Below are 21,006 nucleotides of genomic sequence, written 5' to 3'. Positions count from 1 at the left end.
ACAAAGAGATGAACCGTCGCCAGATACTTGGCCTTGCGGCCGGGGGCCTCGCCGCACCCGGCCTGCTGCGCGCCCAGGAGGCCTGGCCCTCCAAGCCCGTCACCATCATCGTGCCCTTCGCGCCCGGCAGCTCGTCCGACATCGTCGGCCGCGCGATCGCGCAGGGGGTGCAGGCGGCCACCGGCAAGCCCGTGGTGGTGGAGAACCGCCCCGGCGCCACCGGCGAGATCGGCGCCCGCGTCGTCATCCGCTCGGCGCCCGACGGCGGCATCCTCATGCACGCGCCGATCAGCACCTGGGCGATCAACGCCGCGCTGCGCCCGAATCTCAGCTATGACCCCACCCGCGACTTCACGGGGCTGATGCAGACCGTGCGCACGCCCAACGTGCTGGTGGTCAACCCCGCGCAGGTGCCGGCGAACGACCTGCCGGGCTTCGTCGCCTGGCTGAAGGAGCGAGGCGGGCGCGCCGCCTACTCAAGCTCCGGCGTTGGCTCCTCGGACCACCTGACGGCGGAGATGTTCAAGCAGCGCACGGGCACGGAGGCCTCCCACGCCCCCTATTCCGGCGGCGGCCCCGCCACGACGGACCTCATCGCGGGGAACGTGCAGTTCTCCTTCCAGAACCTCGGCTCCATCGCGCCGCAGATCCGGGATGGCCGCGTGAAGGCGATCATGACGACGGCGGAGACGCGCAACCCGACCCTGCCGGAGACGCCGCCCGCTGGCGAAGCCGGTCTGCCGGACTTCGTCGTCTATTCCTGGCAGGCGCTGGGCGCACCGCCGGGCATGGCGCCCGCACTGGCCACCCAGGTGCATGCCGCCTGCGCCGCGGCGCTGCGCCAGCCGGAGGTCGCGAAGCGGCTGACCGATATCGGCTTCGAGATCGTCGCCAGCGCGCCCGCGGACTTCGCCGCCTTCCAGCGCGGCGAGATCGCCCGTTGGAAGGAGGTCGTGGGCAAGGGGAACATCGCGCCCGAATAGGGCAAGCGCCTCAGAAGGTGCGGCGGCGCAGCATCGGGCGCCGCGGCACCGGCTTCGGCCCCATCACCTCGTCGATCTCGGCCTTGGCCTGATTGACGAGGTCGATGAGCAGCGCGCCCTCACCCACCGGCGTCACCTGCCGCGGCCGCCCGAGGCGGGAGGGCGGATGGACGACCACCGAGCAGGTGCCGTTGCCGCGCTCCTCGATGTGCAGCACGTGCTGGCGGTAGTCGCGGGTGGAGACAACGGTCAGGCGAGGCATGAGCACCCTTCTTGCGTCGTGAACGGCTGGGAACGGAGGAGCAAGATGCAGGCCATGACGGCCCGCCCGGGCATCACGCGGCCACCCGGTCCACGCGCGGGAGGCCGGCGAAGCGCGTCGCCCCCTCGATGCCCGCGATTTCGCGCGAGATCTTGCGCCGCACCGCGCGGTCGAAGGCTTCGAAGCCTTCTGCCACCACGAGGAAGGCGCCAGGACCGCCGATCACCTCGTCGCGGTAGTAGTCCTCCAGCGCGGAGGTGCCACCGGGCAGCGGCGCGCGGTCGAGCACGGCCAGGCCGTTCATCACGATCCCCTCCTCGATCATCCGCGCCCGCACCGGCTCCAGCCGGCGCCCGGCGTTGTTCATGCCGTCGCCGGAGATGTCGAGAACGCGCCGCGTGCCCTCGTAGCGGCCGCCCTCGTAGAGCCGCAGCGCGTGCTCCATGGCGCCGGAAATGGAGGTATAGCTGCCCGTGCGGCGCGGCGCGGCGTCGATGGCGGTAGCGAAGCGTTCCGCCGCGGCCTCCCCGTCGATCCGCATCCAGGGCACGAGGTTGTCCTGCGCGTCCACGTCGGACCAGGTGAAGAGGGTGCAGGCGATGGCGCCGATGCCGCCGCCGGCGATCGAGCGGATCACCTCCTGGTCCCGGAAGGCGCTCGCGTAGCCGCGCATCTGCGCCTCGTGCTCCTCGGCATCGATCGAGCGGCTGACATCCACCGCCAGGATCAGCTCCACGTCCACGGGCTCCCGGTCCTGTTGCTTCCGATCGGGCGGCACGCCGGCGGGCGAGGCGGCCCGGGCGTGGCTCAGGATCATCGGGGCGCAGAGCACCCCGGTACCGGAGAGGCGCAGAAGTTGACGACGCTGCATCGGTCCCATCCTTCAGGAAGGGCCATGTCTGGCTTTTCCCGCCCGCTTCGAGCACAGGCATTTTGTGCAATGCAGCATGACGATGGTTGGTTGCCGGCGCCAGCGGTTTCGTGAGGGTTATCGCCCTTCGGTGATGCGGCGGGGGATGGTGCGGGGGCGAAGTAAGATCGGTTCCAGCTGGCCGCAACGCAGGGGATAAGCCGCACCGGAAGGAGCCTCGCGGCGGGCGGGCCTGCCCGCGCGAGGCGGCCGGATCAGAGGCGCCGTTCGGCGAGCGGCGGCAGGAAGCTGTCGGTGTAGATATCCGCCACCTTCACCTTCGGCGCCATGCCATAGGCGCTCTCCACCGCCTCGATCGCCTTCTGGAAGCGCGCGGGATCGAGGTTGGACAGGCCGTTGGCCATGACATGGTCGGAGATGACCTGCTGCTCCATGCTGATGGCCTGCCGTTCCGTCTCGATCGCGACGTCCGTCAGCGGCTCCACCTTCTTGAGCATGGCGATGCTCTCCTCGCGGTTCCTGTTCGCGTAAATCAGCGAGCGGAACAGCGCGCGCTGGGCGTTGCGCACCACCTCGGGGTTGCGCTCCGCGAAGGCACGGGTGGTCATGTAGCAGGTGCCCAGCAGGTCGAGCCCGTGGTCGCGGTAGTACATGATCCGCTGCTGCGGGAAGTCGAGGCCGAGCGCCTTCAGCGACATGCCGACCGAGGTGATGGCGCCCGTCACGCCATCGGCGCGGCGCTGCACGAGCATCGGCTCGCGGAGTTCCGGGCTCACCGTCAGCCAGTTCACCTTGGAGGCATCCACGCCCGCGGTTCTCGCGAAGGCAGGGAAGAGCTGGCGGCCCGCATCCGACTCCGGCGCGGCGAGCGTCTTGCCTTCCAGGTCCTTCGGTGCGCGCACCCCGCCATCCGCGCGCGTGACGGCGCAGAGAAGCGAGCGGTCACCCCAGATGCCCGTGACGATGAGGCCGGAATTCGGGTTCTCCGCCATGAACTTGATGACCGGGTTGATGTCGGCCTGGCCCATGTCGTAGGCGCCGGCCGCGATATCCGTCGGCACGCGGCCGGAGCCGAAGCCACGATCGACCGTCGCGTCGATGCCGACCTCGCGGAAGAAGCCCTTCTCGTGGCCCATGGTCACATAGGCGTTCGGCCCCTGCTTCGCCCAGTCGAGCGCGAAGCGGAGCTTCGACATCGCCTGCGCGCGGGCGATATGCGGCATGGCCAGGGCCGAGCCGGCGAGCGCCGCGCCCCCGGCCAGCAAGCGGCGCCGGGAAGGATGCAGATCCATCGGTAAACCCTCCTTCAGGAGGGCGGCATGGGCCGCCCGCATGGACGGATGTTCAGCAAGAAGGGTGCCGGGCCCGCCTGCCCGGCAGGCCCCCGAGCCCGGTCCTTGCATGGCGCCCGCCATCATCACCGGGAGACAAGCCCATCGATCCCTCCGCCCTCACGGCCCTGACGCTGGTCGGGCTCTACCGCACCGGTGCCCTTTCCCCTTTGGAGGCCGCGCGCGCCTGTCTCGACCGGATCGCGCGGCTCAACCCGCGTCTGATCGCGGTCATCGCCCTCGATGAGGCCGGCGTGCTGGCCGCGGCGGCGCGGAGCGAGGCCCGCTGGCGCGAAGGCCGCCCCGCAGGCCCGCTGGACGGTGTGCCGCTGACCGTGAAGGACAACATCCCCGTCGCCGGCCTGCCCTGCCGCTGGGGCAGCCCTGCCTGGCCCGAGGAGCCTGCGGCGGTGGACGAGCTACCCGTAGCGCGGCTACGCGCGGGCGGCGCCGTCATCCTCGGCAAGACGAACGTCCCCGAGTTCACGCTGGAGGGCTACACGGACAACGCCCTCTTCGGCCCCACCGGCAATCCGTGGGACCCGCACCTGACCCCTGGCGGCTCCAGCGGCGGCGCGGCGGCGGCGGTGGCCTCGGGAATGGGGCCGCTGGCCCTCGGCACGGATGGCGGCGGCTCGATCCGCCGCCCGGCCTCCCATACCGGCCTCGTCGGCCTCAAGCCCACGCCCAGCCGGGTGCCGCGGGCAGATGGCCTGCCCGCCATCCTGCTGGACCTGGAGGTGATCGGCCCCATCGCCCGCACGGTGGCCGACACGGCGCTGCTGCTGGCCGCCATGACCGGCCCGGCACCGGAGGACCCCGCGTCTCACGGCCTGCCGCCCCTTGATCCTCCTGCCTCCCCGCCCCGCCTTCGCATCCGCTATCTGCCGCGCTTTGGCGCCTCCCCCGTCGATCCCGGCATCGCCGCCTCCGTCGCCACGGCCGCGCGGCGCCTGGAAGCGCTCGGCCACGCGGTGGAGGAGGGGCCGATCCCCTTCGATCCGGAAGCGGTGCTGCCGATCTTCCCAGCCATCGCGGGCGCGGGCCTGACCTGGTTGCTGGGCAACCTGCCCGGGGAACCGTCACCCGCCTCCGCCGCCCTCGTTGCCATGGCAAAGGCGGGACGAGAGGCGGGGGCACCGGCGCTCTTCGCCGCGTTGGACGCCATGGCCGGTTTCCGCCGCGCCATGGGCCTGTTCCTCGCGCGGAACTGCGACGCGATCCTCACCCCGGCGGCGGCCGCCCTTCCCTGGCCGGCGCGCGAATCCCACCCACCGGTCATCGACGGCCAACCGGTAGGGCCGCGCGGCCACGCGGTCTTCACCAATTTCGCCAACCTGGCCGGGCTGCCCGCCATCGCCCTGCCCTGCGATCCCGTGGCGGGCCTGCCGGTGGGCTTCCAGCTCGTTGCCGCGCCAGGGGCGGAGGCGGCGCTGCTCGCGGTGGCGGCGGAATACGAGGCGGCCCATCCCTGGGCCGACCGCTGGCCCGCCCTCTCCTGAACCCTGGCCCGGCACTTGCCCGGGTTCGCGCATCCTTTCGGAGCTACGCCTTGCCGCGCCTCGTCATCCACCGCCTCTCCATGGCGCATCCGGGCGATGTCTCCGCCCTCGCCGCCCTGCTTGATTCCGGTGCGCTCGCGGCAAGGACGATACGCGCGGTGATCGGCAAGACCGAGGGCAATGGCGGGCTGAACGACTTCACCCGCGGCTACTTCACCCAGTCCCTCATGCACCTCCTCTCCCGCGCCACCGGGGAAGCGCCGGAGAGCCTCGTCGCCCGCATCCCCTGCGTGCTCTCGGGCGGGACGGAGGGTGTGCTCTCGCCCCACTTCATGGTCTTCGCGGCCGAACCGGGCGGGGGCGCGGAGGGCCTGGCCATCGGCACCGCCTTCGGCCCGCCTGTCGCGCCCGGCGACGTCGGCAACGACGCCCAGATCGCTCGCGTCGCCGCGGCCACCCGCGCCGCCATGGCCGATGCCGGGATCGAGGACCCTGCCCGAGTAGCACTGGTGCAGGTGAAATCCCCTGCCGGCGGGCCGGGCCTGTTGCTGCGCTCCGTCGCGGGTGGTGCCATGGGCGCGGCCTTCGCCCTCGGCGACGTGCCCGCGGGAGCCGCGCGCGGGGCGGCGTTACTGAAGGACCTCACCCTCTTCTCCTCCCGCGTCAGCGCCTCCGCCGGGGTGGAGGTGGTGCGGGACGAGGTGGTGGTGCTCGGCACCGCGCCGGGCTGGGCACCGGGCCTCTCCATGGCCGTGCGCCCGATGGCGGATGCGCTGGACCTCGCGGCCATCCAGTCCGCCTTCCGCGCCGTCGGCCTCCCGGCCGATCCCGACGTGCCGTCCGCCCAGCGCCCGCGCATCCGCGCCGTGCTGGCGAAGGGCGAGCCGGACCGAGGCCTAACCGTGCGCGGCCAGCGCCACACGATGCTCGGCGACACCGACCTCGACGCCCAGCGGCACCTGCGGGCGGCGCTCGGCGCGGTGATTGCTTCGGTCGCCGGCGACGGGCGCGTCTTCGTGTCGGGCGGCGCGGCCCATCAGGGACCACCAGGGGGCGGACTGATCGCCGTTATCGCGGCCAGTTCTTGAGGAGGGTGCGGGATGCGCATCGGGATCATCGGCAGCGGCGTCGCGGGCTCGCTCCTGGCGGAGGGGCTGCTCGGCTCCCCGCACCACGACGTGGTCGTCTTCGAGCGCGCCGCGGCGGGCGAGCACGCGGAGGCCGGCACCGGCCTGAATCTCGGCCCCAACGCGCTGAAGGCGCTGCGCCTGCACGCCCCCGCGCGCCACGACGCCCTCCGCGCCGCCTCCCTCCCCTGGCACCACTGGCTGGTGGAGCTGACGGACGGCACGCCGCTGCTCAACCTCGACCTTCTCTCGGTGGCCGAGGAGCCGGGCGTGCGCATCCGCTGGTCGGAGCTCTACCGGGCGCTCCGCGCTCCTGTCGCCCATGTGACGCGCCACGGCCGCGCGCTGGAGGCGCTGGAGGAGGACGCTGCGGGTCGCCTCGTGCCCGTCTTCCGCACCCCCTTCGGCGCCCTGATCAGGGAGGGCGGCTTCGACCTGCTCGTCGGGGGCGACGGCCGTTACAGCCGCCTCCGCGCCCTGACCGCGGGGCAGCCCGTGCCGGAGCATCTCGGCCTCTGCATTTGGCGGCTGCTCGTCACCGAGGCGGATGATTGCCCCTTCGACGACTACGGCCAGTGGTTTCAGGGCAGCAACCGCCTCCTCGCCTTCCGCGTGCCGGGCAACGCCGTCTACATCGCCGGCACCTTCCGCCTGGGCGGCGACGTTCCCATCCCCGAGGAGGCCCGGACCGCCGCCTACCAGCGCGCCCTCTTCACGCCCGAGGGTGCCGCGCCCTCCCCCGCCGTCTCCTGGATGCTCGGCCGCATCGAGGCGGACCTCGACGGCATCCACTGGGCCCGCACGCAGGAGGCGCCGATGCTCCGCCACGCGGCGGGCGGGCGCGCCCTGTTTCTCGGGGATGCCGCCCAGGCGATGGTCCCCACCCTCGGCCAGGGTGCGACCCAGGCGATCGAGGACGGCACTATCGCCGCGGCTATCCTCCACGCCGGCGGGGACGCGGCGGCGGTCGCGGCCTGGCGCGACCCGCGGGTGGACTTCGCGCGCCGCCTCTCCCTTGCGGCGAGCGACACCATCCTCGGCACCGATCCGGTGGAGGGCACCCTGGAGAAGGGGCGCGCGCCCTTCCTCGCCGAGCTGCGCCGCCTCTACACCGAGGTGCCGGGGCCGGAGGAGCTGGCCCTCCCCGCGCGGGTCGCCGCCGCCTGAGCGGCGCGCCGCTTGCGCAACGGCGCGGCGGCGCAATCTTCCGGCGGATGAGCAACACCCGCCCTCTCGACGCGCCGGCGGCCCGGCGCGGCCGCTCCGTGTCGCCAGGCTGCCGGCGGTGAGCGCAGTCGTCATCGGCGCGACGGGCGGGATCGGCTCGGCCCTCGCGGACCTGCTGGCGGAGCGCGGCACCCACGTGCTGCGCCTCGGCCGAGGAACGACGCCCCGGCTCGACCTGCTGGACGAGGCGAGCATCGCCGCCTGCGCCACCGCGGCGGGGGATGGGCTGCGCCTGGTGATCGACGCCACCGGCTTCCTGCACGACGATCGCTTCTCGCCCGAGAAATCGCTTCGTGCGATCGACCCCGCGGCGATGGCGCACAGCTTCGCCGTGAACGCCACAGGCCCGGCGCTGCTGATGAAGCACTTCCTGCCTCGGCTGGCACGGGAGGGGCGGGCGGTCTTCGCCACCCTCTCGGCCCGCGTGGGCAGCATCGCCGACAATCATCTCGGCGGCTGGTACAGCTACCGTGCCTCGAAGGCAGCGCTGAACCAGCTCGTGCGCACGGCGGCGATCGAACTCTCCCGCACGCGCAGGGAGGCAGTCTGCGTGGCGCTGCATCCGGGCACGGTGGACACGGGACTCTCCGCCCCCTTCGCCAGGGCAGGGCTGGAGGTGCAGTCCCCGCGGCAGGCGGCCGAGCGCCTCCTCGCCATCATCGACGGGTTGGCACCCCGGCAAACGAGCACGCTGCTCGATCACAAGGGGGAGACGATTCCCTTCTGATGGTTACACCATCGGGCTGCCCATTCTCTGTTAATTGGTCTGGGCGACACTATCGCCATGTCCGCATCGACCGATGTGCAGCTCTCCCGTTACGCCGTGGAGGACGCGCGCCCCACGACCTTCCTCGAACGGGGGGTAACCGTGCCGTTCACGACGCCGATGCTGCTCGGCAGCCGCGTCCGGCCCGCGCAGCGCCGCAACCTCGAAGTTGCCATCCCGAGCCCGGCGGGCGTGCGGGGCTTCTACATCCTGCCGCTGCAGGGAATCTCCGATATCTGCGCCCCCACCCTGCACGACCGGCTGATGCTCGACGTGATGGAGAGCCTGTCGACCGTCGCGCCGAACACGATCCTCCGCATCGCGAGGGCGGCCGCGCAGGAGGGCCTGGCCGGCCGCGCCGCTGCCGCGGCAGCACTCGCCGCCGAAAGGACCGTCTCGGGCCAGAAGACGCTGACCAACTACCTTCTCCTGCTGCGTCTCGTCGCTCAGCTTGAGCATCCGTCGGAAGGCCGCGCCTCCCCTGAAAGTGACACGCCGGCGGACGTGCAGGCCCGCGCCAAGCGCGCCGTCGCGCGGCTCGCGCAGTCGCTTGGCCTCACGCCGGAACGGGTCTTCGCCGCGCTCGAAAGCCTCGCGGAAGCCTATCTGGACCTCGGGCTGCCGGGCGATCCTACGAAGGCGCGCTATCAGCAGCAGCTCTCCCAGATCGAGGCTCTCTCGGCCGAGGCGGCAAGCTGGGCAGAAACGGCGACCGACGCGCATCTCGCCAGCTCCGCCTCCCTCATCTCGCGCTCGGCCTTCTTTACGCTCAACTGCGGCCGGGTGCTGCTGGTGGACCTCCTGGCCCTGGTCGACGATCTATCGGCCCTCGTGCAGCGCTGGACCGCTAATCCGGACGCGATCCTCGCCGAGCTCGGCAAACTCGCCTGGCTGCTGGATGGATGGTCGATCATCGCCAGCATCTGGGGAACGGCCGAGCAGATCGGGGTTCCCGCCGCCATCCGGGAGATGTCGGTCATGGTCCCTTCCATGCCGCTCGAGGTAAACCAATGGGTGAGAGGCCCCGAGAAGGACTACTTCGCCGAGGCGCACAGGCGGCACAGCCGATTGGTGTCGCGGCTGGAGGAATGGCGCACCGGACGCGTCCTGGAGCTCATTCAGCGCAACGAGATGATCGTGAAGAGCTTCGTTTGAGCACGCCCGGCCTTGCCCACTTCCGCCAGCTCGGCGGCGCGCTGTCGCAGGCCTCGCCGCAACAGCTCGCGCGCGTGATCTCCGTGATCGACGCCCTGCCCGACCGCGCCGAAGCCGACACCATCCTCAGCCGGGTACGGCCGAGGCTGCGCGGAAAGGGCTTCCCCCGCCCTTTGCGCTTCGTCCGCCTCCTCTTCACGCCGTTGGACGGCGTGATCGTGGCGCCCATGGATTGGCGGCCGGGCATGATCACCGTGCCGCGTTCGGCACTTGCTCCCCTGGCCGAAGCGGTGCACCGCTCGCTCGGGAACTTCGCCGAACGGATCGCGGCCGGCTGCAACGGGCATCACCGGGAGGATTCCGCCACCGTCCTCGAGCTTGGTCGGCAGCTCTGGCCCGCCGCGGCCGCCGCCCTGCCCGCAGCCCCTCCCGATGGCTGGCGCCAGACGGGACTGGCCGACAGCGATTACGCGCCGATCCGCGCCAGTTGCGAAGCCGGCTGGCGCCACGGCGTCGCCCTTTGGCCAGCCTTGCGCGGCGCTGCCGAGGGCCCGCCCCCCGAACTCTGCCGCGAGCCGCTCATGGCCGCCGCCGACGAGGGACTCCAGGCCTTCGAGATCGTGCTGCGCCTCGTGCTGATCGACGCGGCGTGCCCGGCCGGCGTCGCCGCCCTGGCGATGGAAATCGCCAGCGGTGGCGGGCACCATCTGGTGCTGGCGGCGCAGCGCGCTACCGATCAGGCACTGGCCGCTTCCATCGCCCGTGTCTCCGCCGCCAGATCCGTCCCGGAGGAGGACAAGGGGAATGCCGCCGCGGCCGCCGCGAGAGCCGCCTGGGCGCTCATCGAGGATTTCGAGCGATCGGCCCTGGTGGGGACGCCCCAGCGCCGGGAGAAGCTGCTCGCGCTTCGCCAGGTGGCCGACGAGGCGTGCCGCGCCGGCTTCTCGGAAACGCTGGCGGACGGGTTCCTGACGCCCGTCACGTCCTGGGTCCGCAACATGCCCGCCGACCCCTCCCTGGAGATCGCGAAGGTGGAGGAAGCCGCGCGCTGCCTCCGCCGGATCGAGGCCGCCGGCCGCCGGCTGGGCGGCGCGGAAACCTACGACCGGGCCCTCAGATCTGCCGCCCAGACCGTCATGGAGGAGGCGCGGAGCGGCGGCGAGGCCAGTCCCCTCCGCCGTGCGGATGTCATGCGCCTGGCCGAGATCCTGATCGGCCCCGACGCGGCCGAGCGCCTGTTGGGCGGGTTGCGCCCGCCGCGCTGAGGCGGCCTCGCCCGCTCAGAGAGCGCGGGCGGGCGGGCGCAGGAACTCCTCCATCGCCTGGAAGAAGATCGCGCGGTTCTTCGAGAGATAGGAGACATGCGCCATGCCCGGGATCACCACGAAGCGCCGGTCGTTGGTACCGAGCTTGGCGAAGTAGTTCAGCAGATCCTCCTCCGTCGCGATGCCGTCGTGCTCGCCGCGCACGATCATCACGGGGCAGGTCAGCTTCTCCGGCGTGACCACCGGCAGGTTTGCGCACATGTCGAGATAGGTGCCGGTCGGCATCGTGTCGCCCAGCGCCAGCTCGTAGTCGGCCAGGGCGTCCGCGATGCCCTCCTCGGAGGTGCCGGGCAGGTCGCGGTTGAAGATGGAGTGGAAGAAGGCGCGGTCCACCTTGCGGATATGGGAGGACCGCCACTCCTCCAGTCGCTCCCGCCGCTTGATAAGGGTCGGCGCGCCCTCCCCGGTATAGACGAAGGCGTCGAGGATCACGCGCTCCACCCGCTCCGGATGCGCCTCCCCGAAGAGTGCCGTGCGCAGCGCGCCGGAGGAGGAGCCGTAGAACATGGCGGAGCGCTTGCCGGTGCGCTCGAACACCACGTCGGTCGCGGCGCGCAGGTCCTCGGCGGCCATGGAAAGGTTCGAGTTCGACGCTGTGCGTGAGGAACGGCCGTAGCCCTCGAAGTCCATCGTCCAGACATCAAAGCCGCGCCGCGCGAACTCCTCCATGAAGGAGTAGCCGGGCTTTCCGGGCACATCGAGGTCGAAGCCCCCCTGCCCGCCGAAGGAGGAGCCGTGGACGAGGAAGAGGATCGGCTGATCCCCTGCCCCCGCAAGGCGCTTGCGATAGACGGCGAGGCGAACGTCGCCCTTCATCGCCCAGTGCTGCTCGGCCTCGATGGTGCCGCCGATGTTCGTATCCACGCCCGTTCTCCCGTTGATGCTTATTCGGCCCGCAGGCCGGCGTCGCGAATGAGGTTGCGCCAGCGCGGCACGCTGTCCCGCACCAGCGTGCCGAGCCGCTCCGGCGGACCGCCGACGATCTCGAAGCCGTTCTCCAGCAGCGTCTGCCGCACGGCCGGCTCCGCAAGGGCGGCATTCGCCCACTCATTCAGCTTCGCCACGATCGGGGCGGGCGTACCGGCGGGGGCCAGCAGCCCGTACCAGTTCGGCACGTCGTAGCCGGGGATCGATACTTCGGAGACCGTCGGCACATCCGGCAGCAGCGGGAAGCGCTGCGGCGTGGTGATCGCCAGCGGCACCACCTGTCCGCCGCGGATGAGGCCGATCACCGCACCGAGCGTCACGAAGGCTGCGTCCACGTTACCGGCCATGAGGTCGTTCATCGGCGTCGATCCGCCGCGATAGGGGATGACGGACCAGCGCGCCCCCGTCTCGTGCTGAATCACCGCGCCGGAGAGATGCCCGCCGCTGCCGAAGCCGGAGATCGCCACCTGCAGGCGGTTCGGGTCGCGCTTGGCGATCTCCATGAACTCCGCGAAGGTCTTCGCGGGGCCGTTGCGGTGCGTCACCAGCACGTGCGGGATGCGAGCCATCAGCGTCACCGGCGCGAAGTTCGCCACGGGATCGTAGCCGGCGTCGCGGAACAGGCTCGGGTTCACCGTCAGCGAATCCACGGCCACCAGCAGCGTCTGCCCGTCCGGCGCGGACTGGGCGACAAGCTGGTAAGCGAGGTTCCCGCCCGCGCCCGGTCGGTTCTCCACGAAGAAGGTGCCGCGGCCCTTCTTCACCAGCTCGTCCGCCAACACGCGGCCGATCGTATCGGTCGAGCCGCCCGGCGCCACCGGCAGTACGATCCGCACAGGGCGGGGTGGGTATCCCTCCGCCGATTGCGCCCCCGCCGTGCGCGGTGCGATCAGCCCCGCCGCGGCCAGCGCTGCGAAGCCGCGGCGCCCCATCCTCTCACGCATGCCCGTTCACTCCCGTTCGTCCCGTCTGTCGCGGGTTCATTCGCCATGCGCGTCACGGCACGGCATCCAGCACGCTCGCATGGAACAGGTCTTCCGGCGCGATCTCGCGCGCGGCCAGACCGTCGGCGAGGGCGTAGCGGATCATGGCCGCCAACTCGTCCCGGTTGCGCCGAAAGCCGTAGGGCCAGGGATCGCCGCCCATGATCCGCGTCTGCGCCTCCGCTTCCGCCGCGATCCAGGGGAGCGAGGCGCGCAGCACGTTCACCAGCGAGAGGTCGGCCACCGCCATCGCCCGCGCGCGGGAGAAGGCGCGGAACAGCTCCAGCGGCAGCCAGGGGTGCTCGGCCGCGAGTTCCTTGCGCAGCGCCATGCAGTGCATGATCGGGAAGAAGCCGGTCGCCTTGTAATAGGCCTCCTCCTCCGTCCGGTAATCGGGGTAGAGGCGATCCACTGGGGCGGAGTGGTTCAGGAAGCAGGAGGGCGGCCGCGGCCCGATGATCGCGTCGATCCCGCCCGAGGCGAGCAGCCCGTTCAGCGTCTCCTCCGGCCCGATCGGCCGCACGTCCAACTCGGGCGGCAGCTTCAGCGCCACGCGCTCGCTGCCGCCGGTTTCCTCCAGCCCGCCGGTGCGCCAGGCGATGCCGCGCGTGTCCACGCCGTAGTACTCGCGCAGCGCCCCGCGCACCCAGAGCGCCGCGGTCTGCTGGTATTCCGGCAGCCCGATCCGCTTGCCCGCGAGGTCGGCCGCCGTGCGGATGCCGCGATCCGTCCGCACGTAGATCGCGGCGTGGCGGAAGGAGCGAGAGGGAAAGACGGGAATGCCGATATAGGGTGCATCGCCCCGCGCTGTGGTGACGATGTGGCTGCTCATCGACAGCTCCGTCACGTCGAAGGCGCGGTCGCGGAGTGCGCGGCGGAAGATGTCCTCCGGCTCCCCCGGCAGCACCGTGAGCGTGACGCCCGCGACCTCCACGCGGCCGTCGATGATGGGCCGCGTGCGGTCCGAGCTGTGGCAGGCGAGGGTGAGGCGGATCTTCTCGGGCAAGTGTCTATTCCATGGCGGCGGCGAGGTTGTCGGGCGTGAAGGGCATGGCGCGCGGGCGGATGCCGAGGGCCGCGTGGATGCCGGCGGCGATGGCCGCCACCGTCGGCCCCAGCGAGGGCTCGCCCGCCCCCAGCGGCGGCGCGTCCGGCGGGCCGATCAGGCGCAGCTCCACCGCCGGCACCTCGGAGAAGCGCAGGATCGGATAGGTCTCCCAGGAATCGCTGGTCACGTTCAGCCGGTCGAAGCGCAGCGCCTCCTTCAGCGCGATGGAGACCGCCTGGAGCGCGCCCCCTTCGAGCTGGTTGGCCGCGCCGTCGGGGTTGATGACCTCGCCAAGGTCGGCCGCGATCCAGAGGCGGCGGCAGCGCACCACTTCGGCTGCCTCCACCTCCGTCGCCACGGCGCACCAGCCGCCCGTGCCCTTGTAGCGTGCGACGGCAATGCCTGTGCCGATCCCCTCCCCTGCCGAGGCGCGCGGCCAGCCGCACATGGCCGCGACCTCGCGCAGCACGGCGGCGCCCCGGGGGTCCTCATCCAGGTGGCGCAGGCGGAAGGCGACGGGATCCTCGCCGATGCGCTCCGCCAGCTCGTCCATCACGGATTCGGTCGCCCAGACATTCAGTAGCGCGCCCAGACCGCGCAGGGCGGAACTGCGGAGGGGCATTTCCAGCAGCCGGTTCATCGAGACGTCGAGTGAGGGCACGCGGTAGCCCGGCACCGAATTCCGCTGCCCGCCGCCACCGCCCGCCATCGGCGCGTCGATCGCGACCGGCAGGGGGAAGGGCGGGGCGAGATAGCCGGCCGAGAGCAGCGTCGGGTCCTTCGCCCGCCCGGGTCGCGAGGAGTGGCCGTTGCCGCGCAGCGCGGTTTGCCAGCGGCAGAGCATCCCCTCAGCATCGACGGCCGCCTCGATATCGGCGATGGCGGCCGGGGAATGCGGCGACCAGGCGAGTTCCTCCGCGCGGCTCCAGCGCACGCGCACGGGGCAGCCGGGAAGGGCGCGCGCCACCAGCGCCGCGTCCAGCGCCACGTCATCCGCACCGTTGTGGCCGTAGCAGCCCGCGCCCTCCATGTGGCGCACGGTAATGCTGGCGGCATCCAGCCCGAGCACGGTCACGAGGTCGGCGCGCAGGTTGTAGATGCCTTGGCTATGGGTCCAGACCTCCACCGCCCCCCCCTCCCAGCGCGCGACGGCGCAGGAAGGGCCGATGGAGCCGTGGGCGAGGTAGGGCCGCGCGAAACGGGCCGACACCGTGTGCACCGCGGGAGGCGCCGGGTCGTCCTGGCGCGCGACCTCCGTACGCTGCGCCGGCGTCGCCTCGATCCAGGCGGGAAGATTGCTCTCGTCGGGAAGGGATTCGCGCGTCTCCCAGCGCGCACGGGCCGCGACGCGTGCCGCCGCGGCATCCGCCGCCCATTCCTCCGAGGCGACCACGGCTAGGAGGTTGCCCAGGCGCAGCACCGTCGCATCCCCGGGCAGCGGGCCCTCCCGCAGCTCGACCAGGGTGGCCACCCGCGCGGGGGGCCGCACCATCCGGGCGTGCAGCATTCCCGGCAGCCGCAGGTCGTGCACGTAGCAGGGTGCGCCGAAGACCTTGTCCGGCAGGTCGAGCCGCGCGGCCGACTGGCCGGCGACGCCGCGCGCCGCCGCCGACTTCGGCGCCACGTCGCCGCGCGCCTCCACCTCCAGCAGCGCTTCCTCCGCCTGCGTCCAGTAGGCGCCGAGCGCGGCGCCGTCAGGGCCGAGGAAGACGCCGTCCTCCACGCGGACCGCCTCCGGCCCCACGCCGGCGCGTGCCGCGGCGAGGTGGAGATGAATGGCGCGCGCCTCCGCGCAGGCGTGGCGGATGGCCGTGCCGCTCTCCTGGATCGAGAGGCTGCCCGAGGTCACACCCTCGTTCGGGCTGCCGGGCGTGGAGGCCGCGGCCACGCGCACGCGGTCGAGCGGCAGGTCCAGCTCGTCCGCCGCGATCTGCGCCAGCGCCGTCAGGATGCCCTGGCCGATCTCCACCTTTCCGGGCGTGACCGTGACGGTCCCGTCCGGCGAGAAGCGCAGCCAGCTCGAGAGCCGCGGTGCCGCCCGCAGGCTGCCCGGCAGGTCCGGCGCGTTGCCGGCCTGCCCCATGGGAAAGCCGAAGGCGAGGTTCACGCGGTTGCCCCGCTCATCACCCGCGCCGCACGCCTCACGGCGCGGATCATGCGGTTATGAGCGCCGCAGCGGCAGAGATGCGGCTCCAGCGCCGCGCGCACCGCGGCCTCGTCCGGGTCGGGGTTGTGCTTCAGCAGCGCCGCCGCGCTGACGAGGATGCCCGAGAGGCAGTAGCCGCACTGCCCCGCCTGCTCCTCCAGGAAGGCCGACTGGAGCGGATGCGGCGCCTCCGGCGTGCCCAGCCCCTCCACCGTGCCGACCGCGCGCCCCTGTACCGCTTCGGCCGGCAAGGCACAGGAGGGGCGCGGCTCGCCGTCGATGGCGACGTAGCAGCAGCCGCAGGCCTCCGCGCCGCAGCCGAAGCGCGGGCCACTCAGCCCCAGCGGGCCGCGCAGCGCGTGCAGCAGCGTCATCCCCTCGGGCGCCTCCACCCGAACGGGCGCGCCGTTCAGCGTGAAGGAGACCTCCATCCTAGTTCACCTCGATCCGGGCCATGCGGACGTAGTTGCGCTGCGTCTCCACGTCCTTGCGCAGGAAGGCATCGAATTCGGCCACCGACATCGGCATGGGCTGCGCGCCCTGCTTCGCCATGGCCTCCCGCGTCTGCGGGCGTGTGAGCCAGGCGTTCACCGCGCCGTTCAGCTTCTCCACAATCGGCTTCGGCATCGCGAGCGGCGCCATCAGCCCGAGCCAGATCGAGGCCTCGTAGCCGGGCACCGTCTCGGCCACAGTCGGCAGTTCCGGCAGCAGGGGGTCGCGCTGCGGGCCAGTCGTCGCGAGCCCCTTGGCCCGTCCGCCCTGCAGATGCGGCTCCATCGTGGGGATGGCGTCGAACATCATCGGCACCGTGCCGGAAATGACCGCCGTGCGCGCCTCGCCCGAGGAGCGGAAGGGAATGTGCTGGATCTCGATCCCGGTCATCGCCCGGAAGACCTCGCCCGCGATGTGATAGGGCGTGCCGGGACCGGAGGAGGCGTAATCGATCCTACCGGGCTGCGCCTTCGCCTTTGCGATCAGCTCCGCCACGCTGTTCACGCCGAGCGAGGGATGCACCGCCAGAACGTGGTGCGCGACATTCACCGCCGCCACCGCCGCGAGGTCCCGCATCAGCACATAGGGCCGGTTCGCGATCAGCGTCTCGTTCGCCGTGTGCGTGTTGGACATCATCAGGATGGTGTAGCCGTCCGGCGGCGCCTTCACGACGACATCGGTACCGATCACCGCGCCCGCGCCCGGCCGGTTCTCGATAACGAAGGGCTGGCCGAGCGATCCCGTCAGCGCCTCCGCCACATTGCGCGCCGCGATGTCGGCGGAGCCGCCGGCGCCGAAGGGCACGATGATCCGCACTGGCCGCGTGGGCCATGCGGCGTCCTGCGCGAGGGCGATCGCCGGCGCCGCCAGCCCTCCCGCCGCCAGAAGGCCCAGTCCGCGCCGCGTGATCACGCTCGTCATCTGCCCGTTCCTTCCCGCCCCTAGTCCACTTTGCCGATGCGCTGCACCGCGCGCACCAGCCGCGCGCTGTCCTCGCGGAAGAAGCGCTCGAAGGCCTCGCCGTCCTGGTGGGCGATGGGGCTGCCCGCGGCGTCCAGCGCGCGCTTCAGCCCCTCGTCCTTCTCGCAGACCTGGCGCAGAGCGGCGCGCATCCGCTCCTGGACCGGCGCCGGTGTCGCGAGCGGCAGAAAGAAGCCTGTCCAGATGTAGAACTCCACATCCGTGTAGCCCTTCTCGATGAAGGTCGGCACGTCCTCAAAGCCCGGGATGCGCTCGCGCCCCCAGCTCGCGAGAGCGCGCAGCCGCCCCTCCTTCACATGGGACAGAGCGGGGCCGGGGCCGGATGCCAGCGAGTCCAGCGTGCCCGAGAGCAGCGCGGTCAGCGCCGGTCCGCCGCCCTGGAAGGGCACGTGCAGCATGTCGAGCCCCGCCGCCCCCGTCAGCATCGCCATGGCGACGTGCAGGGTGGAGTAGTTGCCCGCGGAGCCGAAGCTGATCGCGCCCGGCCGCTTCTTCGCGTCCGCCACGAACTCTTCCAGCGAGTGCCAGGGCGAGTTGGCGGGCACGACGAGCACCGTGGGATCGGCGGTGATGCGCGCGATCGGAGCGAACTGCTCCACCGTATAGGCGGGCACGCGCCCCTGGATGCGCTCGCTCTCCGGCAGCATCGCGAGAGAGGAGAGCGCGAGAAGCGAGGTGTAGCCGTCCGGCGCCGCGCGGGCCACGCTCGCGCTGCCGACGATGCCGCCCGCGCCCGCGCGGTTCACTACCGGCAGGGGCTGCCCCAGCACCCGCTCAAGCGCTGCCGCCAGCGGACGCGCCGTCACGTCGGCCTGCCCGCCCGGCGGGAAGGCCACGATCATCTGGATAGGGCGCGTCGGCCAGGACGGCGCTTGCGCCAGGGCCGGCAGCGGCGCCATCGCGGCCAGGGCCGCCATCATGTCACGACGGTGCAGCACAGCCTTCCTCCCACGGGCGGCCCATCGCCGCCCCTCAATCCCTTGCCAACAGGCGGTCGCCGGTCTTCCGCCGGCCTCGCGCCCTCCGGGCGGCCTTCAGGCCGCGCCGCGCAGAGCCGCCGGGTCGACGCGCCGCAGCGTGTTGCGGATGCGGCCGATGCCCTCGATCGCGCATTCCACGACGTCGCCGTCCCGGAGGAAGCGCGGCGGCTTGAAGCCGATGCCAACCCCTTCCGGCGTGCCCGTCGCGATCACGTCGCCGGGCAGCAGCGCCATGCTGAGGGAGATGGTCTCGATCAGCGTCGGGATGTCGAAGATGAGGTCGGAGGTGACGGCGTCCTGCCGCTTCTCGCCGTTCACCGTGCAGGTCACGCGCATTGCCTGGGCGTCCAGCTCGTCGGCCGTCACGATCCAGGGGCCCATGGGGCAGAAGCCGTCGATGCCCTTCCCGAGCAGCCACTGCTTGTGCACGCCCTGTAGGTCGCGCGCCGTCACGTCGTTCACGACGGTGTAGCCGAAGACGTGGTTCACCGCGTCGGCCTTGGAGATGCAGCGCCCGCCGCGCCCGATCACCACGGCGAGTTCCGCCTCGTAGTCCACCTCCGCGTCCAGCCCGGGCACCATCGGAATGTCGTCCCAGGGGCCGGAGATGGAGGTGAAGGGCTTGGTGAAGATGATCGGCGCCTTCGGCACCGCGTCCGCCGCGCTGGTGGAGGAGGAGTCGTAGCCGCTGCCCGCGAATTCCCGCGCATGGGCGAAGTAGTTCTTACCCACGCAGAAGATGTTGCGCGGCGGGGCCGGCAGGGGCGCGAGAAGCGCCGCCTCGTCCAGCACCTGGCCCTCGCCGCTCGGAGCGGGGATGCTGGCGCCAGAGGAGAGTGCCGCGATCAGGGCCGTCATCTCTCCGGGCAGGCCGGGCGCGAGACTCTCGACCGGCCAGAAGCGGCGCCCGGCATCGTCCACGCGCACCACCTGTGCCCCGCTGCCCGTCCTGACCATCGCGAGCTTCATACGCCGCCCCCTATACCAATTCTGCTTTTCACTGAACCAATCTGGCTTTATGGTCCTCTGATTGGTTGATCCAGTCAAGACATTCGAGGCGATGCCGGAACTCACGGAGCGAATGGGCGCCTCCGCCCTTCAGGATGCCCTCTCGCGCGACCTGCGGGCCGACCGCTGGCGGCCCGGGGAGCGCCTGCCCACTGAGCGCGACCTCGGCGCCCGTTACGGCGTCGCCCGCAACACCGTCCGCCGCGCGCTGGACGCTCTGGAGCAGCAGGGGCTCATTCAACGCCATGTCGGTCGAGGCACCTTCCGCGCCGAGCCGCCGCCTGCCGCGCCTGCTGCCATGGAGGAAAGCCTCAGCCCTTCCGATGTCGTCGAGTGCCGCCTCATCTTCGAGCCCGAGATGATCTCCCTCGCCGTCGCCCGCGCGGACCAGGCGGATATCGCGCGCATGGGTGAATGCCTGCGCGGCACCGACGAGGCCGCCGACCTCGCGGCCTTCGAGCGCTGGGACGCCGCCTTGCACGACGCCCTCGCGGCCGGCACCCACAACGGCGCGGTCATCGCCATGTCCCGCTCCCTCGCCCGCGTGCGGGAACGGACGGACTGGGGTCAGCTCAAGGCCCGCGGCAACACGGCAGAGCACCGCGCCGTCCTCCAGGCGCAGCACCACGCCATGGTGGAGGCCGTGCGCCGGCGCGACCGCGCGGAGGCCCGCCGCGTGATGCGCGAACACATCCTCTTCGTGCAGGACTACATGTTCGGGGACTGACGCGAGCGAGGGCTCCGGCCGGGGCGTCAGGGTTCAGGCGCGGCGCCCGGAGGCGGCGGGCGCAACGGAATTCACGGGCCGCCCACGGCTAGCGAAGCGATGTCCAAGGGCGATGAAGCGGTTCTCAAACCCGAAGGTGGAGAGGTGCGCGAGCGCGAAGCTGGCGGCGATCAGCAGCGGCCGCTTGGCGTACTTCACGAGCTTGTCGCCCGTGCCGAGCCAACTGCTCATCAGCATGCCGTGGATGACGTAGAGCGCGAAGGAGACCTGCGCGACATAAGCCATGGATCGCGCCTCAAGCACCCGCGCGAGATGCCGCGGCGCCGCATACAATGTTGACCCCACGAGCGCCATGGCGATGTAGGGCCGGAGATAGTTCAGCGCCCCCGCCTCCGCATGGGCGCTCGCCAGGAGCAGCGGCATCAGCAGATGCGGGTTGAGGCGCCCGAGCCAGCGCGCCGGCCGTTCCCCCAGCCATCCGCCATGAAGAAGCGCGAGGGTGCAGCCGGCCAGGATCTCGTCCACCCGCCGCCAGGTTACGAAATCGAGATGCGCCCCCCAGGCGATGCGGTGCGCCGTGACCGCGAGGCAGATGACCGGCAGCGCGTAGAGTCCGCGCCGCCCGAACAGGCCGACGAGCGCCGCGACGCCGACATAGAACTGGACCTCCACGCAGAGGCTCCAGAAGTGCTCGATCTCCGGGATAAGGTGGAAGCCCGGCAGATTGGACAGGAAGAGGAAATGTGACGGATAGGCCCCCCACGGCGCCCCGGTGACGATCAGCGCCAACGCCATGGCCAGCCAGGCCAGCGGCAGGATGCGCGCCGCGCGCCGGATGAGGAAACCGGGCACGTCGTCCTTCGCCATCAGGAAGCGCACGATGAGGAAGCCCGACAGGGTAAAGAAGAGGGCCATCCCACTGGCCGCCACCGCCGCGTTCAGCTTCAGGAAGGAGGGGCCGATCGGCAGCAGGTGCCCCGCCATGACGAGCAGGATGCTCACCGCCCGCCAGCCATCGAGCACGGCGAGGCGCCGCGATGGATCCGCCTTCCCCAGCATCGGCTCGCCAATCCCCCAAGTCGTTCTTGAACTGTACCATCGGGGCATTTCGCCGGAAAGCGATGCCCTCGCTGCGGCCGCAGGATTCCAGCGATCGAAGGCACGC

At 71.7% G+C, this 21,006-nt stretch carries 20 protein-coding genes; 8 read left to right on the top strand and 12 right to left on the bottom strand.

Features of this window, described 5'->3' with window-relative positions; all coding sequences use genetic code 11:
• Nucleotides 1-8 precede the first annotated feature (8 nt).
• The gene (locus tag BO39_RS05175) at nt 9-983 is read left to right on the top strand and encodes a Bug family tripartite tricarboxylate transporter substrate binding protein (RefSeq protein WP_043830691.1); all 975 of its coding nucleotides are present in this window, start codon (nt 9-11) and stop codon (nt 981-983) included.
• 10 nt (nt 984-993) lie between these two features.
• Here the strand turns inward: BO39_RS05175 and BO39_RS05170 are convergent, their stop codons facing one another.
• The 3 genes from BO39_RS05170 to BO39_RS05160 all read right to left on the bottom strand — a co-directional run bounded on the left by BO39_RS05170 (nt 994) and on the right by BO39_RS05160 (nt 3,408).
• Nucleotides 994-1,245 (bottom strand): hypothetical protein, encoded by a 252-nt coding sequence (locus BO39_RS05170; protein ID WP_043830689.1) that lies wholly within the window; start codon nt 1,243-1,245, stop codon nt 994-996.
• A gap of 73 nt (nt 1,246-1,318) precedes the next feature.
• Entirely contained in the window at nt 1,319-2,116 is a 798-nt protein-coding gene (locus BO39_RS05165) for a DUF1194 domain-containing protein (protein WP_052401543.1), read from the bottom strand.
• A 254-nt stretch (nt 2,117-2,370) separates the two neighbouring features.
• The gene (locus tag BO39_RS05160) at nt 2,371-3,408 is read right to left on the bottom strand and encodes an ABC transporter substrate-binding protein (RefSeq protein WP_043830687.1); all 1,038 of its coding nucleotides are present in this window, start codon (nt 3,406-3,408) and stop codon (nt 2,371-2,373) included.
• Nucleotides 3,409-3,617: 209 nt separating this feature from the next.
• Here BO39_RS05160 and BO39_RS05155 point away from each other — a divergent pair, with 209 nt between their 5' ends.
• From BO39_RS05155 to BO39_RS05130, 6 genes are all read left to right on the top strand, one after another.
• The gene (locus BO39_RS05155; RefSeq protein ID WP_211257387.1) at nt 3,618-4,949 is read left to right on the top strand and encodes an amidase; all 1,332 of its coding nucleotides are present in this window, start codon (nt 3,618-3,620) and stop codon (nt 4,947-4,949) included.
• Nucleotides 4,950-4,999: 50 nt separating this feature from the next.
• A complete protein-coding gene (locus BO39_RS05150) occupies nt 5,000-6,037 on the top strand; it encodes a ring-opening amidohydrolase (protein WP_043830683.1) in 1,038 nt (345 codons plus the stop codon).
• Between the two features lie 12 nt (nt 6,038-6,049).
• Nucleotides 6,050-7,243 (top strand): flavin-dependent monooxygenase, encoded by a 1,194-nt coding sequence (locus tag BO39_RS34270; protein WP_043830681.1) that lies wholly within the window; start codon nt 6,050-6,052, stop codon nt 7,241-7,243.
• A gap of 118 nt (nt 7,244-7,361) precedes the next feature.
• The gene (locus BO39_RS34265; RefSeq protein WP_245614972.1) at nt 7,362-8,030 is read left to right on the top strand and encodes an SDR family NAD(P)-dependent oxidoreductase; all 669 of its coding nucleotides are present in this window, start codon (nt 7,362-7,364) and stop codon (nt 8,028-8,030) included.
• 57 nt (nt 8,031-8,087) lie between these two features.
• On the top strand, nt 8,088-9,224 hold the full coding sequence (locus tag BO39_RS05135) for a hypothetical protein (protein ID WP_043830679.1): 1,137 nt from the start codon (nt 8,088-8,090) through the stop codon (nt 9,222-9,224).
• On the top strand, nt 9,221-10,489 hold the full coding sequence (locus BO39_RS05130) for a hypothetical protein (RefSeq protein WP_043830677.1): 1,269 nt from the start codon (nt 9,221-9,223) through the stop codon (nt 10,487-10,489). Before BO39_RS05135 ends, BO39_RS05130 begins: the two co-directional genes overlap by 4 nt.
• Before the next feature lie 15 nt (nt 10,490-10,504).
• Here the strand turns inward: BO39_RS05130 and BO39_RS05125 are convergent, their stop codons facing one another.
• From BO39_RS05125 to BO39_RS05090, 8 genes are all read right to left on the bottom strand, one after another.
• Complete coding sequence (locus tag BO39_RS05125; protein WP_211257386.1) at nt 10,505-11,413, bottom strand: alpha/beta hydrolase; 909 nt, start codon at nt 11,411-11,413, stop codon at nt 10,505-10,507.
• 20 nt (nt 11,414-11,433) lie between these two features.
• Nucleotides 11,434-12,420, bottom strand: coding sequence for a Bug family tripartite tricarboxylate transporter substrate binding protein (locus BO39_RS05120; protein ID WP_084697859.1), 987 nt, complete (start codon nt 12,418-12,420; stop codon nt 11,434-11,436).
• A gap of 52 nt (nt 12,421-12,472) precedes the next feature.
• Nucleotides 12,473-13,465 (bottom strand): substrate-binding domain-containing protein, encoded by a 993-nt coding sequence (locus BO39_RS05115; RefSeq protein ID WP_043830673.1) that lies wholly within the window; start codon nt 13,463-13,465, stop codon nt 12,473-12,475.
• A 4-nt stretch (nt 13,466-13,469) separates the two neighbouring features.
• Nucleotides 13,470-15,614 (bottom strand): molybdopterin cofactor-binding domain-containing protein, encoded by a 2,145-nt coding sequence (locus BO39_RS05110; RefSeq protein WP_211257385.1) that lies wholly within the window; start codon nt 15,612-15,614, stop codon nt 13,470-13,472.
• Nucleotides 15,611-16,084 carry a (2Fe-2S)-binding protein gene (locus BO39_RS05105; protein ID WP_043830669.1) on the bottom strand — a complete coding sequence of 158 codons (474 nt, stop codon included), beginning with the start codon at nt 16,082-16,084 and terminating at the stop codon, nt 15,611-15,613. The genes BO39_RS05110 and BO39_RS05105 overlap by 4 nt, the downstream gene beginning before the upstream one ends.
• A 1-nt stretch (nt 16,085) precedes the next feature.
• Entirely contained in the window at nt 16,086-17,066 is a 981-nt protein-coding gene (locus tag BO39_RS05100) for a tripartite tricarboxylate transporter substrate binding protein (protein WP_052401537.1), read from the bottom strand.
• A gap of 20 nt (nt 17,067-17,086) precedes the next feature.
• On the bottom strand, nt 17,087-18,064 hold the full coding sequence (locus BO39_RS05095; protein WP_245614970.1) for a tripartite tricarboxylate transporter substrate binding protein: 978 nt from the start codon (nt 18,062-18,064) through the stop codon (nt 17,087-17,089).
• A 96-nt stretch (nt 18,065-18,160) separates the two neighbouring features.
• The gene (locus BO39_RS05090) at nt 18,161-19,075 is read right to left on the bottom strand and encodes a fumarylacetoacetate hydrolase family protein (protein ID WP_043830667.1); all 915 of its coding nucleotides are present in this window, start codon (nt 19,073-19,075) and stop codon (nt 18,161-18,163) included.
• A gap of 91 nt (nt 19,076-19,166) precedes the next feature.
• On the opposite strand from BO39_RS05090, the gene BO39_RS05085 reads away from it, so the two are divergent.
• Nucleotides 19,167-19,841 carry a FadR/GntR family transcriptional regulator gene (locus tag BO39_RS05085; RefSeq protein ID WP_245614968.1) on the top strand — a complete coding sequence of 225 codons (675 nt, stop codon included), beginning with the start codon at nt 19,167-19,169 and terminating at the stop codon, nt 19,839-19,841.
• Nucleotides 19,842-19,874: 33 nt separating this feature from the next.
• Here BO39_RS05085 and BO39_RS05080 read toward each other — a convergent pair whose 3' ends face one another.
• Nucleotides 19,875-20,900: an acyltransferase family protein gene (locus BO39_RS05080; protein WP_043830662.1), complete on the bottom strand. Its 1,026-nt coding sequence runs from the start codon at nt 20,898-20,900 to the stop codon at nt 19,875-19,877.
• Nucleotides 20,901-21,006 lie beyond the last annotated feature (106 nt).

The sequence above is a fragment of the Roseomonas aerilata DSM 19363 genome, assembly GCF_000711725.1.
Classification (GTDB): Bacteria; Pseudomonadota; Alphaproteobacteria; order Acetobacterales; family Acetobacteraceae; genus Roseomonas; species Roseomonas aerilata.
The sequence above is the reverse complement of the archived record's forward strand: the minus strand, read 5'-3'. Positions and strand labels throughout refer to the sequence as shown.

Excerpts from the sequence above, each read along its gene's own strand:
- BO39_RS05175 (WP_043830691.1), top strand. The coding sequence starts at position 9 with ATGAACCGTCGCCAGATACTTGGCCTTGCGGCCGGGGGCCTCGCCGCA.
- BO39_RS05170 (WP_043830689.1), bottom strand. The coding sequence starts at position 1,245 with ATGCCTCGCCTGACCGTTGTCTCCACCCGCGACTACCGCCAGCACGTG.
- BO39_RS05165 (WP_052401543.1), bottom strand. The coding sequence starts at position 2,116 with ATGCAGCGTCGTCAACTTCTGCGCCTCTCCGGTACCGGGGTGCTCTGC.
- BO39_RS05160 (WP_043830687.1), bottom strand. The coding sequence starts at position 3,408 with ATGGATCTGCATCCTTCCCGGCGCCGCTTGCTGGCCGGGGGCGCGGCG.
- BO39_RS34270 (WP_043830681.1), top strand. The coding sequence starts at position 6,050 with ATGCGCATCGGGATCATCGGCAGCGGCGTCGCGGGCTCGCTCCTGGCG.
- BO39_RS05135 (WP_043830679.1), top strand. The coding sequence starts at position 8,088 with ATGTCCGCATCGACCGATGTGCAGCTCTCCCGTTACGCCGTGGAGGAC.
- BO39_RS05120 (WP_084697859.1), bottom strand. The coding sequence starts at position 12,420 with ATGCGTGAGAGGATGGGGCGCCGCGGCTTCGCAGCGCTGGCCGCGGCG.
- BO39_RS05105 (WP_043830669.1), bottom strand. The coding sequence starts at position 16,084 with ATGGAGGTCTCCTTCACGCTGAACGGCGCGCCCGTTCGGGTGGAGGCG.
- BO39_RS05100 (WP_052401537.1), bottom strand. The coding sequence starts at position 17,066 with ATGACGAGCGTGATCACGCGGCGCGGACTGGGCCTTCTGGCGGCGGGA.
- BO39_RS05090 (WP_043830667.1), bottom strand. The coding sequence starts at position 19,075 with ATGAAGCTCGCGATGGTCAGGACGGGCAGCGGGGCACAGGTGGTGCGC.
- BO39_RS05085 (WP_245614968.1), top strand. The coding sequence starts at position 19,167 with ATGCCGGAACTCACGGAGCGAATGGGCGCCTCCGCCCTTCAGGATGCC.
- BO39_RS05080 (WP_043830662.1), bottom strand. The coding sequence starts at position 20,900 with ATGCTGGGGAAGGCGGATCCATCGCGGCGCCTCGCCGTGCTCGATGGC.